9 protein-coding genes are annotated in these 14,728 nt (G+C 42.5%); all 9 read right to left on the reverse strand.

Annotated features, from left to right (window positions below):
- Positions 1–97: 97 nt before the first annotated feature.
- Complete coding sequence (gene astD, locus EAG18_RS10105) at positions 98–1,570, reverse strand: succinylglutamate-semialdehyde dehydrogenase (RefSeq protein WP_125252262.1); 1,473 nt, start codon at positions 1,568–1,570, stop codon at positions 98–100.
- A gap of 15 nt (positions 1,571–1,585) precedes the next feature.
- On the reverse strand, positions 1,586–2,599 hold the full coding sequence (gene astA / locus EAG18_RS10110) for an arginine N-succinyltransferase (protein WP_125252263.1): 1,014 nt from the start codon (positions 2,597–2,599) through the stop codon (positions 1,586–1,588).
- Between the two features lie 67 nt (positions 2,600–2,666).
- The gene (locus EAG18_RS10115; RefSeq protein WP_125252264.1) at positions 2,667–3,878 is read right to left on the reverse strand and encodes an aspartate aminotransferase family protein; all 1,212 of its coding nucleotides are present in this window, start codon (positions 3,876–3,878) and stop codon (positions 2,667–2,669) included.
- A 356-nt stretch (positions 3,879–4,234) separates the two neighbouring features.
- Positions 4,235–5,410 carry an HDOD domain-containing protein gene (locus EAG18_RS10120; protein WP_125252265.1) on the reverse strand — a complete coding sequence of 392 codons (1,176 nt, stop codon included), beginning with the start codon at positions 5,408–5,410 and terminating at the stop codon, positions 4,235–4,237.
- Between the two features lie 372 nt (positions 5,411–5,782).
- Positions 5,783–6,364, reverse strand: a complete 582-nt coding sequence (locus tag EAG18_RS10130) for an aminodeoxychorismate/anthranilate synthase component II (RefSeq protein ID WP_125252267.1) — start codon at positions 6,362–6,364, stop codon at positions 5,783–5,785.
- Between the two features lie 567 nt (positions 6,365–6,931).
- Positions 6,932–7,942, reverse strand: a complete 1,011-nt coding sequence (locus EAG18_RS10135) for a sigma 54-interacting transcriptional regulator (RefSeq protein ID WP_161972763.1) — start codon at positions 7,940–7,942, stop codon at positions 6,932–6,934.
- A gap of 628 nt (positions 7,943–8,570) precedes the next feature.
- Positions 8,571–9,749, reverse strand: a complete 1,179-nt coding sequence (locus EAG18_RS10140) for an iron-containing redox enzyme family protein (RefSeq protein WP_125252269.1) — start codon at positions 9,747–9,749, stop codon at positions 8,571–8,573.
- A 28-nt stretch (positions 9,750–9,777) separates the two neighbouring features.
- Positions 9,778–11,391, reverse strand: coding sequence for a tryptophan 7-halogenase (locus EAG18_RS10145; RefSeq protein ID WP_125252270.1), 1,614 nt, complete (start codon positions 11,389–11,391; stop codon positions 9,778–9,780).
- Entirely contained in the window at positions 11,391–14,717 is a 3,327-nt protein-coding gene (locus EAG18_RS10150; protein ID WP_125252271.1) for an AMP-binding protein, read from the reverse strand. The genes EAG18_RS10145 and EAG18_RS10150 overlap by 1 nt, the downstream gene beginning before the upstream one ends.
- Positions 14,718–14,728: the final 11 nt, after the last annotated feature.

Consider the following 14,728-nt stretch of genomic DNA (forward strand, 5'->3'; position numbering starts at 1 on the left):
TAAGCAGAAAGTTTTTTCGATTGCTACTTTTGTAGACAACTAGACACAAAAAAGCAGCCGAAGCTGCTTTTTTATCAATAAAATTGATAGTGCTATTTTAATCTAAAGATAAACCTGGGCTCAAGCTCGCAGGTAATGTTACCTTCTCTAATTCTACTGAAGCAACTGGGTATGCACAGTAATCTGCTGCATAATAAGCACTTGCACGGTGGTTACCTGAAGCACCAATACCACCAAATGGCGCAGCGCTTGACGCACCTGTGATTGGACGGTTCCAGTTAACAATACCAGCGCGAATACGGCGTAAGAAGCGGTCGTAATCCGCTTCGTTGTCACCGAGTAGACCCGCTGAAAGACCAAAGCTTGTTTCATTTGCTTTTTCAATTGCCGCGTCAAAGTCTGTGTAGCGGAATACTTTTAATAACGGGCCAAAGTGTTCTTCATCAGGGAAGTCTGCAATGTTAGTACATTCGATGATACCTGGCGTCACAAAGCCTGTGCCTTCTGTGTGCGTAAGCTCTATAAGCGACTCACCACCTAACTCAACAAGCTGTTGCTGTGCTTTTACCATACCGGCTGCAGCTGCATTTGAGATCATTGAACCCATAAATGGTTGTTCTGCATCATCAAAGTTGCCAACCTTAATCGCTTTAGTCGCTTTGATCAGTTGCTCAAGGATGATGTCACCTTGCTCACCTGCCGGAAGGAATAGCTTACGAGCACAAGTACAACGTTGACCACTTGAGATAAACGCAGATTGAATAATGTCATGCACTGCCGCTTTGGTATCCGCTACGTCTTTTACGATGAGTGGGTTATTGCCACCCATTTCAAGCGCTAAGATCTTACCTGGTTGGCCTGCATATTGCTCATGTAATAAATGACCAGTACGAGAAGAACCAGTAAAGAATAAGCCGTCGATACCAGCATGTGACGCAAGTGCCTTACCAGTTTCAACTTCACCTTGAACTAAGTTAATCACGCCCGCAGGAAGACCCGCTTGTTGCCAGTACTTAAGTGTTAACTCAGCAACGTATGGTGTGAGTTCAGACGGCTTGAAAATAACCGTGTTACCAGCCAGTAGCGCAGGTACAATGTGACCATTAGGTAGATGGCCTGGGAAGTTATATGGGCCAAACACCGCAACCACGCCGTGCGCTTTATGACGAATAACTGCACGACCAACAGGCATTGGATTTTCAACCACGCCAGTACGCTCTTGATAAGCTTTCTCAGAAATTGTGATTTTACCTACCATAGCGCCCGCTTCGGTGCGAGTTTCCCAAAGTGGTTTGCCTGTTTCTTTAGCAATTGCGATGGCCAACTCTTCGCTATTTTCTTTTAGTACTTCAGCAAAACGCTTAACAATTTCTAAGCGCGCTGCAAAGCTCATGTCGCTCCATGAATAGAAAGCTTCACGTGCTGCTTTTACTGCGCTATCAACTTGCGCTGCTGTTGCTGCGTTTGCTGTCCAAATTACGTCGTTGTTTGCTGGGTTTACAGAGCTAAAGCTTTCGCCTTGTCCTGCAATCCACTCACCGTTAATTAGTTGTGCTGCATGTGTTGTCATAATCTGTTCCCAATCTTAAATCTTCACTAGGCTTACTTGATCGCCTTCTTCTACTTTTAGCGCCGCAGCAACATGTGGAGCAAGCGTTATCTCATTGTCATCAGACAAAGTTAACTCTATGACCGCTGCGCGATAGTCCACAAGTTTATCATTTGCGACCATAACAGGGAATCCACCTTGACTATCGCCTATTTTCACTGTGCGCTTTTCGCTATTGCGTACCGTGCGAATATTGCTCACTTTGGCTTCAACAGTAGGGCCTGCGTCAAAAATATCAACGTAACCGTTAAAGGTGAAGCCTTCACTCTTTAATAGCTCAATCGCAGGGCGTGTATTGTCATGTACCTCACCAATCACCGCTTGTGCTTCTTCACTGAGCAGATTGACGTAGATTGGGTATTTTGGCATTAGCTCTGCAATAAAGACCTTTTGGCCAATACCCGTGAGGTAATCAGCAGTTGGGAAGTCCATAGAGAAGAAATGCTCTTCAAGCCACTGCCAAAATGGACTTTCACCTTGTTCATTCGACACGCCGCGCATTTCTGCAATCACGGTTTCGGCAAAGCGCGCACGATGTTGATTAATAAACATAAAGCGAGAGCGAGATAAGAGTTTGCCGTTGCTTCCCTTACGATAACCATCCTTTAAGAACAGCGTGCATAGTTCCGTTGCGCCAGTGTAATCATTACATAGCGTTAAAATATCCACTGCTTTGTAAACATTGAGCGTGCGAGAAGAGTGGATCACTTTGCTCAGATGGTAATGATAAAACGCATCATCCAAACCAACCGCAGCTTCGATACCACTGGTACCAACCACCTCGCCAGTTTCTGTATCTTCTAATACAAATAAATACCCTTCATCAAAAGGCTTGTCTGCTTGCTTACCAAATGAAGCAACTGAACGTGCAATCTTCTTCTGTAATAGCTCTTCGTTAACAGGCAAAGAGGTAAAACCGTGGCCTGATTCATGAGCAATGTTTAAAAGCGCTGGATAATCGCTTTCTTGGATTGGGCGAAGGATCATCATGAGCCCGCTTACTCCTCAAAAATGTGGATAACAACAAGGCCACCAAAAGGTGACCTTGCAATCAGTATTAGGCGTTGTTAGCAACTACCGCAGCAACCGCTTTTTCAAAGCGTGCCATTCCTTCGCGAATGTCAGCATCAGGAATAACTAAAGATGGAGTAAAACGTACCACGTTTGCACCAGCCACAAGTGACATCACACCTTGTTTGATACCTTCAACCAAGAACTCTTTTGCTTTGCCTTGATACTTTTCAGTAACTACGCCACCAAGCAATAGACCTTTACCACGTACTTCACTAAATACGTTGTACTTTTCGTTGATGTCATTAAGTAATTCACGGAAAAGCTGTTCTTTTGCTTTTACACCGTCAAGCACTTCTGTTGTGTTAACGGTATCAAATGCAGCTTCAGCAACCGCACAAGCTAATGGGTTACCACCGTATGTTGAACCGTGAGTACCTACTTTTAGGTGTGCAGCAATTTCAGTGGTCGTGATCATTGCCCCGATAGGGAAGCCACCACCTAGTGCTTTAGCTGTGGTTAGAATGTCTGGCGTTACTCCTAAACCTTGGTATGCGTAAAGTTCACCTGTACGACCAACACCAGTTTGTACTTCGTCAAAAATAAGTAGCGCGTTGTGTTTATCACATAGTTCACGCACACCTTTAACAAACTCAGCGGTTGGTGAAATAATGCCACCTTCACCTTGTAGCGGTTCCATCATCACTGCACAAGTATTGTCAGAGATAAGCGCTTCAAACGCTGCTAAGTCGTTGTAGTTTGTGTGAACTACATCGCCAGGCTTTGGACCAAAACCATCCGAATACGCAGCTTGACCACCCACAGTAACCGTAAAGAATGTACGGCCGTGGAAACCTTGATTAAATGAAATGATTTGCGATTTTTCAGCACCGAACTTGTCAAGTGCCCAACGGCGCGCAAGTTTTAGTGCCGCTTCGTTCGCTTCTGCGCCAGAGTTGGCGAAGTAGACCTTTTCTGCAAATGTTGCATCGGTAAGCTTTTTTGCAAGACGTAGTGCAGGCTCATTAGTCATTACATTAGACAAATGCCAGATTTTTTCGCCTTGCTCTTTTAATGCGCCCACCAAAGCTGGGTGACAATGACCTAAACAGTTAACTGCGATACCACCAGCAAAGTCGATGTATTCACGACCTTCCTGATCCCACACGCGAGAGCCCTCGCCTTTTACTGGGATCACAGCAGAAGGTGCGTAGTTAGGTACCATTACGTCGTCAAACAATTCACGATTGATAGTCATTTTATTTCCTCATATTTGGTGAGTGAAAGTGCAAACAAGGAGTCATTCCGTTTGAAGGTTGGCGTATTGCCACCGCTTGATAGGATATTTATTCACACCAATTAGGTGCTATGTATTTTGACCCGCCCCTTGATGGCACAAAATYCATACGCTCATTATTTCAGAAAAAGCGCCATTTGTCTCACTTATAGCATGTTCCCAGCCCTTTGCATTCAAGGGTTTAACATATATTCTCAACTCAAGTGAATAACTATTTAGGGCTGATATTCAGGGCAAAGCAAGCGTGATGCAGCCTTGCACTGATCATTAAAGGTTAGGTTCTGAATGAATAGTCGCAAAAAAAATTCCGTTTTTTTTTACAAAATCGTCAACTGAAGGTTATGGAATGCACATTTTGCCAATTGCTGACGCATTTCTTCAGTGAGTTCTAGGTGACTGAGTAAACTCTCAGCTTCGTCATCTTCTATCAACTGACTGTCTTTTAAAACAAGCATTTGAGCATAGCCATAGGCTTTTTGCATCACTTGTGTCAGTGGTAACGGATCCGCTATTTTTTTATGCGATTTTGGTAAATAAGTTTGCGAATACTCTTCCATTACCGCATTGAAGGGAAGGTAACGCAGCTCCATTTTCTCTATTAGTTTTCGAGATATATCTGCGGAGTGTTCTAACAGCAAGTTACGCAAAAATAGGGGATCTGGAGATAGCTCCATTAGCGCGGTATGTAGATCTTTTTGCTTTTTATCACGGGCGATCTGTACTTTGGCTTGCCATACTCTTTCAAAAGTACGTAAATACAGTCTGACTAACGCAATTTTGCCCAGCTCAAGCAACATTCCCAAGGTGAAAGCATGTTGTTCTTTAACACCAAAAAATGGGGCAAGCTCCTTTGCTGCAATTGCAGTGCTCATACTTAGCTCCCGCATTTTGCGCTTCATTAAACCAAACGGCTCTGTTGCATGGGGCATCCAATGCCTCACCGCCATCGTCGGGATCACCATTTGCAGGTTTTCTAAGCCCAAATACCTCAGTGCCAACGCAGGGGTATCGACTTTAATCGATGTGCCTTTGCTATTTTTCTTGCGATACTGCGGCAAATTCACCAAAGATACAAGCTCTCGCCCTAACCAACTGAGGTCATTTACGAGTGGTTCTAACCGTCCTACTGACGCTGAGCGCACGGCCAAAATATCAAAAATGGCAGGAACCGAATCTTGAATGCCAACCACTTCATGGTAAATGGTATCAAGATCATGTAATTGTTTTGCAATTGCCTCTTCAATAACTGAATGTAAGTGCTTACTTGCTTTAGCTATGTATTTATGATGAGTCGTACTGCTTTCCTGTCGTTTTGCAGCCGCAGCAATCTCCACCTCAAGCATGGTACGCTGGGCAATATTTTCTCCATAACTAATATCAAAAGTATGGATATAGCCGATTTGCTTTTGGGCAAAGTTAAGGCTGATAAGAAGGTCATGGGCGCGCTCAGAAAGCGCTTGTGCCATTCTAATTTGCTTATTTTCTTGCGTCATGCATGCTACTTATCTAAAGGAAACAATGAGTTTAGCACTCAACAGATAGTCGTATTGTTCGATATTATACCACTAAAGGCAATATTAAAGTTTTATTGTGCGTATCTTAAAGCACTGACAGAAACATCATCTCCAAGCTTATACCAATTTTCTTAATTAAGTGGTCTATTTTGAGGCGAGAAAATCTTGTCGATAACAAGGCAAAAATTTTGCTATTTAGTTGTTCTAAATAAGAAATTTTTAACGCTGTTAGCGTCAGATTTACTCCTTCAAATTGAGCAAGTATTAAGTCAAATTGGTATTATACCCACACGACCTCAAGCGTGCAGATTGTTTGCACAATTACAAAACAGAGCTGGTTTTGTTTAAACTTTAGAAGCGTTTTAGGAAGTTATCAAGTAATGCTAACCCATGCTCGGTCAAGATTGCTTCAGGATGAAATTGTATTCCCTCAAGCGCCCTATCTGGTGCGACAACTCCCATAATTTCATCAAACTTACCTTCTGAGGACTGTGTCCATGCGCTCACCTCAAGCGTTGCTGGCAAGGCGTTTTTTTCTACAATAAGTGAATGGTATCGGCAGACTTCATAAGGCGAAGGAAGCCCGTTAAATGCCCCTTTATTATTGTGATATACAAGAGAAGTTTTACCGTGCATGACTTGTCTGGCACGGCGCACCTTACCTCCTAGCGCTTGCGCAATTGTCTGATGACCTAAACAGATCCCCAGAATAGGCAAACTGCCCTGAAGCTGTTCCACTACTTGCAGTGATATACCTGCTTCATTCGGCGTACAAGGTCCTGGAGACAACACTAGATACTTTGGTCGAAGCTGCTTAATTTGAGCGATGCTAAGTTCATCATTACGCTTAACCAATACTTCAATATTCAAACGTTGAAAGTACTGTACTAAGTTGTACGTAAAAGAATCGTAGTTATCGATCATTAACAGCATATAAGCTTTACTCCACACCATAGCTTATGCCAATTTGCCTCATTAACTGCTCTATTTTGAGGTAAGACAATTTTATCGATAACACAGCAAAAGTTTGACTATTTGGTTATGCCAAATAAGCAACTTTTTACATCATTAGCGACTATTTTACGCCCTCAAGTTGAGCAAGCATTAGACAAAATGGGTTAGCGTTCATTATACGAATATCAGGCTCTTAAATTTGAGCATCGACTTTGTACATCGAGATAATGAGTAAAACTCACTCAGTACGATGATGGGCAAATCACGACGGCCAAATTACAAACGGCAGGAGTGTAGCACGGACTGCAAAGATACAGCAGCCTTAAAACGAATTTGGTAAAAGTGATAGCGCGTATTTAAGCCAAAGAGCAGCGGTTATAAAGAAGTGCAGAGGCGGCGTAACGGTCTGCCACCTCAGAAAGTGATTTATACCAATTGTCTTAAGTAAGTGGTCTATTTTGAGGCGAGAAAATCTTTTCGAGCACGCAGTTAGCGTCAGATTTACTCCTTCAAATTGAGCAAGTATTAAGGCTGATTGGTCTTTTATTACGTTAAGCCGTACTTTCGTCTTTTTACGTAAAAATTATTTCTACTTAGCTGTAAACCTTGATAAACGTCAGAAACGCTGGGATTGAGACCCATTGCTTCTTCGATAATGAAGCATTCAACTTCTTCTATTGCTTCGGAAAAGGAGATATCTAGGCTAATAGCACGCTCTAATACCGACATGACTTTGCCATACCCACCTTTGTCACTTTTAGACACTGCTGATGGTTTTAGCATGTTGTTATATTGTGGAAAATAAGCAATATTCACTTTACCATCACACATCGCAATCCAGGCGTTCAAAACCCCAAAAAGCTGTCTAATGTTGCCTTGCCAATAATACTTCTTACATAAGCTGACTAACTCAGTATATTGTGCAGGACTGAGCATAATGTCCTTATTTTTAAGGAAAACATCAATCAGTTTAGGAATATCGTCTTTGCGTTCACGCAGTGGCTTCATGGTTAACTCGATGCCCAGTAACCGAAACCTTAAATCCATTAAAAAAGTGCCCTTTTCAACTTCTTCATCCAAGTCTTTAGTCGTCGCAGCGATAACTTGGAATTTAGAGTAGAGCGTTTTGGTATCTCCTAGACGGCTATAAGAACCATCATTGAGTACCCGCAGTAATTTTTGCTGGGTCTCGATAGACAAGGTGTGGATCTCGTCTAAAAATAAAATCCCACCGTTTGCTTCTGCGATAAAGCCATCAGTGCTCTTTTCAGCCCCTGAGAAGGCACCTTTCACATGACCAAATAAAAGCGATAACGATAATTCGTTATTAAAGTTTGCACAGTTAACAGAAACGAAAGGAACCTCTTCCCCTTGCAGATAAATACGTTTGCGATGAACTAATTTAGCAAACTCTTCTTTACCTGTTCCCGTTTCACCTTGAATAATACTCGCAAGCTCTTCATTTTTAGCTAAGATGCAGGCTTTGAAGTCTTCATCTCTATCAATAATTAGATTTTCAGCTCCGACCCCGTTTAGTACTTTATTATACTTATCCATACTTCCCCTCTTTATGAACATCCGACGCAACTTACTACAGGAAAACGCTCATTAATCATTTACTGCAATGGTATTGCCCACCCAGTGCACCATGGCTCCAACTTTCTTTGTGTGACGAGAAAGGTAAAAAAGTAATAACAAAAACATCTCCTTACTTTGTTATTTCGTTTTTTGCCTTATAAAGAACTGTTGGTATTAGTTATTACACGGGGTTTTACGCTGCTATTTACCACCTACTGAGTGTTTTAAAATACTCAATAAAATAGAGAAAACCATAAGATAAAATAGCGAAATGCAACCTTGTTGTAACATTATGAACATTCCTTAAAACACATTATTAACTAGTTTAACAATGATTAAAATACAAAATACGTCAAACTATGATTGCATCAGATGCAACCTTAATTGCACGCTAAAAAAAGTCATGAGAATGTGAAGAGAAAAATAAAAAACCAATAATAATCAACAACCTACAAAACAACGTGCAACGTTATATATGTACTTGAGTGAGTGAGAAGTTGAAAAAACTGCAAGTAAACTGTAATAAATAGTCAAAAAACGAAAGGATGAGTAGCTCAGAGTGCAAGCAGCCTTGACTCTGAGCCTAACTAACCAGAACTTGGAATGATTAAGCAACTTGTTCTTGCTGCTTTTTTCTATAGCTAAAGTCAGTGTTATTTGGAAAGTGTTTAGTCAAACCAAAGTCGGTGATTGCAAGAATAGTCAGTTTACCCTCTCCGGTGTTTTCACTATAGTGATCAACCCAGCGTGGTACGTAAACAAGTTGACCTGCTGACACTTCAATATGCTCATCAGCAATATGCACTCGACCCTCGCCTGATACAACATAGAACATTGATTCGTGAGCATGCTTATGACACTCGTTGCGACAGCCTTCAGGGATCTCAAGTAACCTTGGGTCCATCACTTCACAACCAATATTAAAACGGCTTACTTCAAAGTTAATGCCATCATCTTGTTGTTGGTTGCTATATAACTTCACACCGCTATTTTGCGTTAATGAGCTACTAAACGAAGGCACATCTTCAACTTTATAGTACGGTTGCTTACCACAAATAGCCGATACTAGCGGTTCAATCTTCGCTGTCGTAATATCTTGGTAGATTGCGCGGAAATACTCGTCACGTAAATCGAGCGCTTTGTTGATCGCTGCCTCAATCTCTTGTGCATGTGAAGACACATCATCATTGCACTGTGATAGTGCGATATTTTCGATAACTTCTGCGTGCTCATCATCACACTCCATGTGTAGACTTAGATAACGTAGCGCTTCTTCTTCTACACCTAAACCTTTTAGGCCTTCGAACCAATATTCATAAATATTGGCAACAACCCCTTCAGTACCCCAACCAAGGAATGCCGCAGCACCGATGCTATTCGTGTTTTTAAGAAAACGTAGGCACTCGTCAAAATACGTCACGGTGTAGGTTTTAAAATCGGTTCCGTCTGGATTTGCAATATCAAAAACATCATTCATCATTTTACGTAGTAAATTTGAATGGCGCTCTTCCATATTTTCTTCGCCAGCTTCTTCCCATAAGTTATGAGAAAGCTCAGCTCTGAACTTATCATCATCACACTGCATCATTAGGGCTGACAATAGTCGTGTAAACCCTCTTGAATAGTAAAAGTGTTGAGCAATTAAGTAGCCATAGTCTTTAAGACTTAATTCGTTCTTAGAACATGCCACTAGAAGTGGGTTTTGCCACAGTGGATGTTTTGAGACTAGTTCTTCAAAACGCTCACCAACTCGAGCTTTTGATACGCTAGTTACTGTTCCTTGCATGATATACTCCAAGTTTTATTATTTAATATTAATGATTGAAAAGTAAATTGTTCAGCTCAGTCTCTACCTCAGGCTCATGACGGTAACCGGATACCAATAAAGCCACTTCTGAATCTGTAACGGGTTTATCTTCTACTAGTTTGAACATTGCGACAGCCAATGTGCACAACGTATTGAAGTTCTGTTTGACCTGCGCCACTAACGCTTCGTCTGAATAATCTTGCACTAACGCTCTTTGTGCTCGTTGGCCAAAATTATCTAGCTGGTCGACAATAATGTCCTTGCGCAGCTCGCGGTCAGGAATTGAGGTACTCCAGCGACGGAATACTTGCTGCATTGTGGTATGCAGCTTGCTCATTAGCATCAGTTCATCTGATACTTCCATGGCAATTTTTGCATCTGTAAATCGGTCATTACAAAACATCAAGCCTGCGCCTGACCACGCTAATGTGCCATCCCACAGCAGCTTACAGCTGGTTGCCAAATTATGTGCAAAGATGCCGTATTGATTCTCTACTGTGCTGATTAATGAGTCGTAGCCAGCAAAGTACATCTGCTCGGAAGCCATACATGGCGCTTTAAGATCGTTTCCAGCAAGATCTTCACCAACCAATTTACAAATCAGTGTGTTTGCAATGGCAATAAAGTCAGTGCCTGGTGAATAGAATGGATCTGTGAACGAACCACAAATACCGGTCAACGCCCAGCGATTTGGACTAAACAATGATTCACAACGATAAGTAAAGTTGCCCATCGCTTTGTAATCCATAACCTCAAACTGTTTAGCTTGTAATAGCGCTGCCAGTTGTGGCTCGTGCTGACTTAACCAAGCGTGCGTAGACTCTAATGTCTTAAGCTGTTCAACATCGTGGTACTCAGGGTCAACCACTACACCAATACTGGTGTTATCTCCTGATAGTGGAATGATCCACACCCAGTAACCTTTGCCAATCAGGTGGTTAGTACATAATTGACGAGCAACTTCAGGAACTCGTGCTAACCATTGTGGATCGGTGGATAGATCGTTGATCTCCACTTTGCCAGCAACCCTAAACCATGCTGAGTGGTGACTTTTGGTATGCACCGCTTCAAGGTTAAGTGTTTTTTGCAGTAATCGCGCACCACCACTTGCGTCTAACACCCAACGAGCCTCTATCGTATGTTCTGAACCACTGTCCTTAACATAGGTGACACGGTGAGATGATTCATTGATAGCAATGTTGACCACTTTTGCAGAGTCAATAAAATCAACGCCTTGCTCAAGCAACGTCGCATGCATAAAGTTTTCAAATTTACCGCGATCTAGCTGGTAGCTTTTGGATACGGGACGCTGACCATTACCAACTTCTACGCGAGTGGTAATATCCGTATTGTCACCATCAGGTAAGAAAAACCGTAACCCATATTTAGGTAATTGCTCTTGTTCTAAATGTGCTTCAAGTTGCAATACATTTCTAAGATAGTGCCCTGCCATATCTACAGTTGACTCACCAACTTTAAATTTAGCCAGTGGTACTGGGTAAGAGTTAAACTCTAAGATCTTAATATCTAAGTTGGGATACATCATGATCAGCTGTTTAGCTAATGTTGATCCTGCAAGCCCCCCACCCAGAATCACTATGGTATTGTCTGCTCCGTTCATTAGAACTGTGCTCCTTTGTTTTTGTTAAAATCTAATCCGTGTTTACGCCAATTTTGCGCATACGCGCGCCACTGCAATTGAGCGATCTCAGGTGTTCCTAGACGATCACCTAAGATCTGCGTCATTGCACTACAGTCCATTTCCAAAGATGAAAAGTAATTGAGCCAACTAGGATCGTTAGGTGTGGTATAAAAAGGTAAAACATTTAGTAAACTATCGGCGTTGTCGATTACGCATTGGTGAATTTCTGTTAGCCATTGTTGCCAACTCACCTCTGTTGATGGTTTACATCCCAAATCGTCCAATACGCGACTAAGTGGCGTAGGGCTTGGGTTTTGCAAATTAAACAAGGTCACTTTTTGTTGCGCCATCGCCAGCTGAGTAAATTGCACCAACCAATCCACAGGCAACACATCCACCACCAGAGTCGACTCCGCCAATTCTGCTGGGTAAAAAGGAATAGCCGACATCACAGCCAATAAATTGTGTACAAAGTCGTCGCTTCGGCCTTGCCCTGTCGTTCGACAGCCACCTATTTCACCAAGTCGATAAATGTTGATGGATGCTGCAGCTTGGCAGCTTGTAAGTAACTGCTCTGCGAGCCACTTACTTTGACCGTAGCCAGAAGCTATCGAGTCTGGGTTTTCAGGCACAGCCTCATCACGCCAATGCCCATCAATTAATTTACATACCGCAATTGAGGAGAAAAAATGAAACTGACTACCAGCACGGTTGATAAATGGCAGTAAGTTTTCCCATGTTTGCAGCACTTCAATACGTAAGTTTGCATAACTTTGTACATGGTTCACATTTGCCGCTAAGTGATACACAGTGCCAACCTCGTCAATGAGTTGCTCAAAGTGTACTTTTGATAAGGCAAAGTTGGGTTTGGTAATATCACCAGCCACTACGCGAAGGTTTTCAGGTACTTCAACCGATAAACCATATTTTTGTAGATTTTGCTGAACTTTGGCTTGTGCATGCTGTGAGTTTTGCGCTCTAACCGGGCAATAAACGATATGATGCTTAGTTAATTCGGCTAGCATAAATGCCCCGATAAACCCACTAGCACCGGTGAGCAATACACTGTTACCTGCGGGGTTAGACTGTGGCTGCAACGTCGTAAAGTAAGTCAATAAATGATCTACATCTTGATGTACTAATTTCTGTGTTGGTGTGACAAAGCGCCCTTGCGCTAACTCCACTAGCTCAGAAAAGCGAGTAATTGCAGCCACCTGCGCCAAAGAAACAGAGCGCGAGAACACCGATTCTATAGCATGCGCGACTTTCACTAGTCCTAATGAATCCACGCCTAGTTCAACCAGTGAATAAGCTTCAATATCAAGACTTGATAACGGCAGCTCCGTAATATCGGCAAGCATCTTGATAAGCTTATCTTTGGCTGTACTTTGGTTATGGTCAGCGTGCGTTTGTAACTTCTTCAACAGCTGCATTCGATCTAACTTGCCGTTTGGTAAACGCGGAAAAGAGCTGACTGAAAAGAAAAATGCCGGACAGTAATGCACTGGTAATTTATCTTTACAACGTCGTAGCAATTCAACAGCAAGATGCGAAGACTGGTAAAAAGCGATCAGCTGGGTTTCACCATCTGACTTTTTGCGAGCGACTAACTTGAGCTTGTCTATATCTAATAGTGTTTGTAATTGCTGTTCGACATTCACGATGTCGACACGCATTCCCCGCACTTTAACCACATTATTCTTGCGTCCTTGAGAGTACAAATAGCCTTTTTCGTCAAAAAAAACATTGTCTCCTGTGACATACCCATATTGTGATTGTGGCAGCTCGGTAATTTCTCCTTGCTCGTTGACATACCCTTTGGCCAACGTCTTTCCATTTACATGCAGCATGCCGGCTTCAAATGGTAAACAAGGCTCACCAGCATCATTGATGATAGTTAACGATGCGGCACTAGAAGGTCTACCCAAGGTGACTTCATTGCTGATTGGATGGAAGAACATGCAATTACACTCAGTAGAGCCGAAGTCATTAAATATCTGACAACCTACAAATGTGTTCCTTAGTTTTTCAACTAACTGCATGCCAAATTCTTCACCCGCTAACGAGCAAACTTGTAAAGAGCGACAATTTGCTTGCACCCCTTTGGTCTCAACCAACAATTTCGCTATCGAAGGCACTAGAGCAAGCCGAGTTATTTCATATTGCTGAATATAACTAATTAACTGCTTTGGATTTGCCACAATAGCATCAGTCAAGATAACCAGGTGCGCACCCTTTAAGATAGCTCCTAAGATTTCCCAAATGTGTGGCCCAAAGCCAACATTGGTTCTTTGTCCGACAACATCCTCAGCGGTAATTGGCGAGACTTGCCATTGCCAATCAAATCGGGCTAAAAAAGAGCGCTCTGCATGAACCACTGCTTTAGATTTACCGGTTGATCCAGAGGTGAACAACACCGTAAATTCCCTGTCTGGGTGCATCACCTCTGGAACAAACTCTGTACCAGCTGAGGCAATCAGTGAGTCCCAATGATGGCTATTTGGTAAGTCTTGATAACTATCATCAGTTTTATCACAGATAACCACCGCCGCTGCAATATGATTGATCTGCTCGCAAATATAAGAAACTGGGTTTAACGTCTCTATCGGGACATACGTTGCCCCAACAAAGCTAATTGCAAGCATTGAAATAACGGTTTTATGGCCGCGAGGCAATACCACTGCAACTCGTTTACCTTGCACTGAAAGGCTAGCCAAGCGAGATGCAAGTATGCTTACTTGTTGCGCTAGCTCTCGATAAGTGAGGCAAATATCACCATCAGTAATGGCTTGTCGCGCTGGATATTGATCAACTATATGCAGAAACTGCTGATTAATATCAGCTAAGCATGCCGCTTCGGTACCCGAAAAATGTTGACGCTGTATATGTAGCGCAGCCGTGGCTCTTGTTTGAGCGTCCATTAACTGGGTTAAGGCGCTTTCAAGTATGGTGCTAAGTAGCGCTTCTGGATAAATCGAGTCATCAAATGTAATGTTGATTTTCCCGTCGCCTAGCGCCAAAACTAACTGTGCTGTCGCACCACCATGCTCAGCTGTCCGCGGCTCAATCGTTAACTGAGAAAAGCAGTTTTGATCCGTAAATACCTCGTTAAGTTGCAGCTCAATATCGCGACGTTCACTTTCTGCATTGAGCGCTATCAACCGATAACACTCATCTAGTGTAATCGCCAACTGTTCTACTTTTAGTACACGTTGTAATATTTGCGCCAATGCGGCCACAAAACCTGTACTAGCTACTGGTTGTAGTTCAGCTGAAACTGGAAAACTTAACGAGGATAAAGCCATCTTACTGCCGC

It is taken from the genome of Pseudoalteromonas sp. J010, from assembly GCF_003934235.1.
GTDB lineage: Bacteria > Pseudomonadota > Gammaproteobacteria > Enterobacterales > Alteromonadaceae > Pseudoalteromonas > Pseudoalteromonas peptidolytica.

What these genes read in the sequence shown, in the direction of transcription:
- astD (WP_125252262.1), bottom strand. Translation starts at nt 1,570, where the DNA reads ATGACAACACATGCAGCACAACTAATTAACGGTGAGTGGATTGCAGGA.
- astA (WP_125252263.1), bottom strand. Translation starts at nt 2,599, where the DNA reads ATGATGATCCTTCGCCCAATCCAAGAAAGCGATTATCCAGCGCTTTTA.
- EAG18_RS10115 (WP_125252264.1), bottom strand. Translation starts at nt 3,878, where the DNA reads ATGACTATCAATCGTGAATTGTTTGACGACGTAATGGTACCTAACTAC.
- EAG18_RS10120 (WP_125252265.1), bottom strand. Translation starts at nt 5,410, where the DNA reads ATGACGCAAGAAAATAAGCAAATTAGAATGGCACAAGCGCTTTCTGAG.
- EAG18_RS10130 (WP_125252267.1), bottom strand. Translation starts at nt 6,364, where the DNA reads ATGCTGTTAATGATCGATAACTACGATTCTTTTACGTACAACTTAGTA.
- EAG18_RS10135 (WP_161972763.1), bottom strand. Translation starts at nt 7,942, where the DNA reads ATGGATAAGTATAATAAAGTACTAAACGGGGTCGGAGCTGAAAATCTA.
- EAG18_RS10140 (WP_125252269.1), bottom strand. Translation starts at nt 9,749, where the DNA reads ATGCAAGGAACAGTAACTAGCGTATCAAAAGCTCGAGTTGGTGAGCGT.
- EAG18_RS10145 (WP_125252270.1), bottom strand. Translation starts at nt 11,391, where the DNA reads ATGAACGGAGCAGACAATACCATAGTGATTCTGGGTGGGGGGCTTGCA.
- EAG18_RS10150 (WP_125252271.1), bottom strand. Translation starts at nt 14,717, where the DNA reads ATGGCTTTATCCTCGTTAAGTTTTCCAGTTTCAGCTGAACTACAACCA.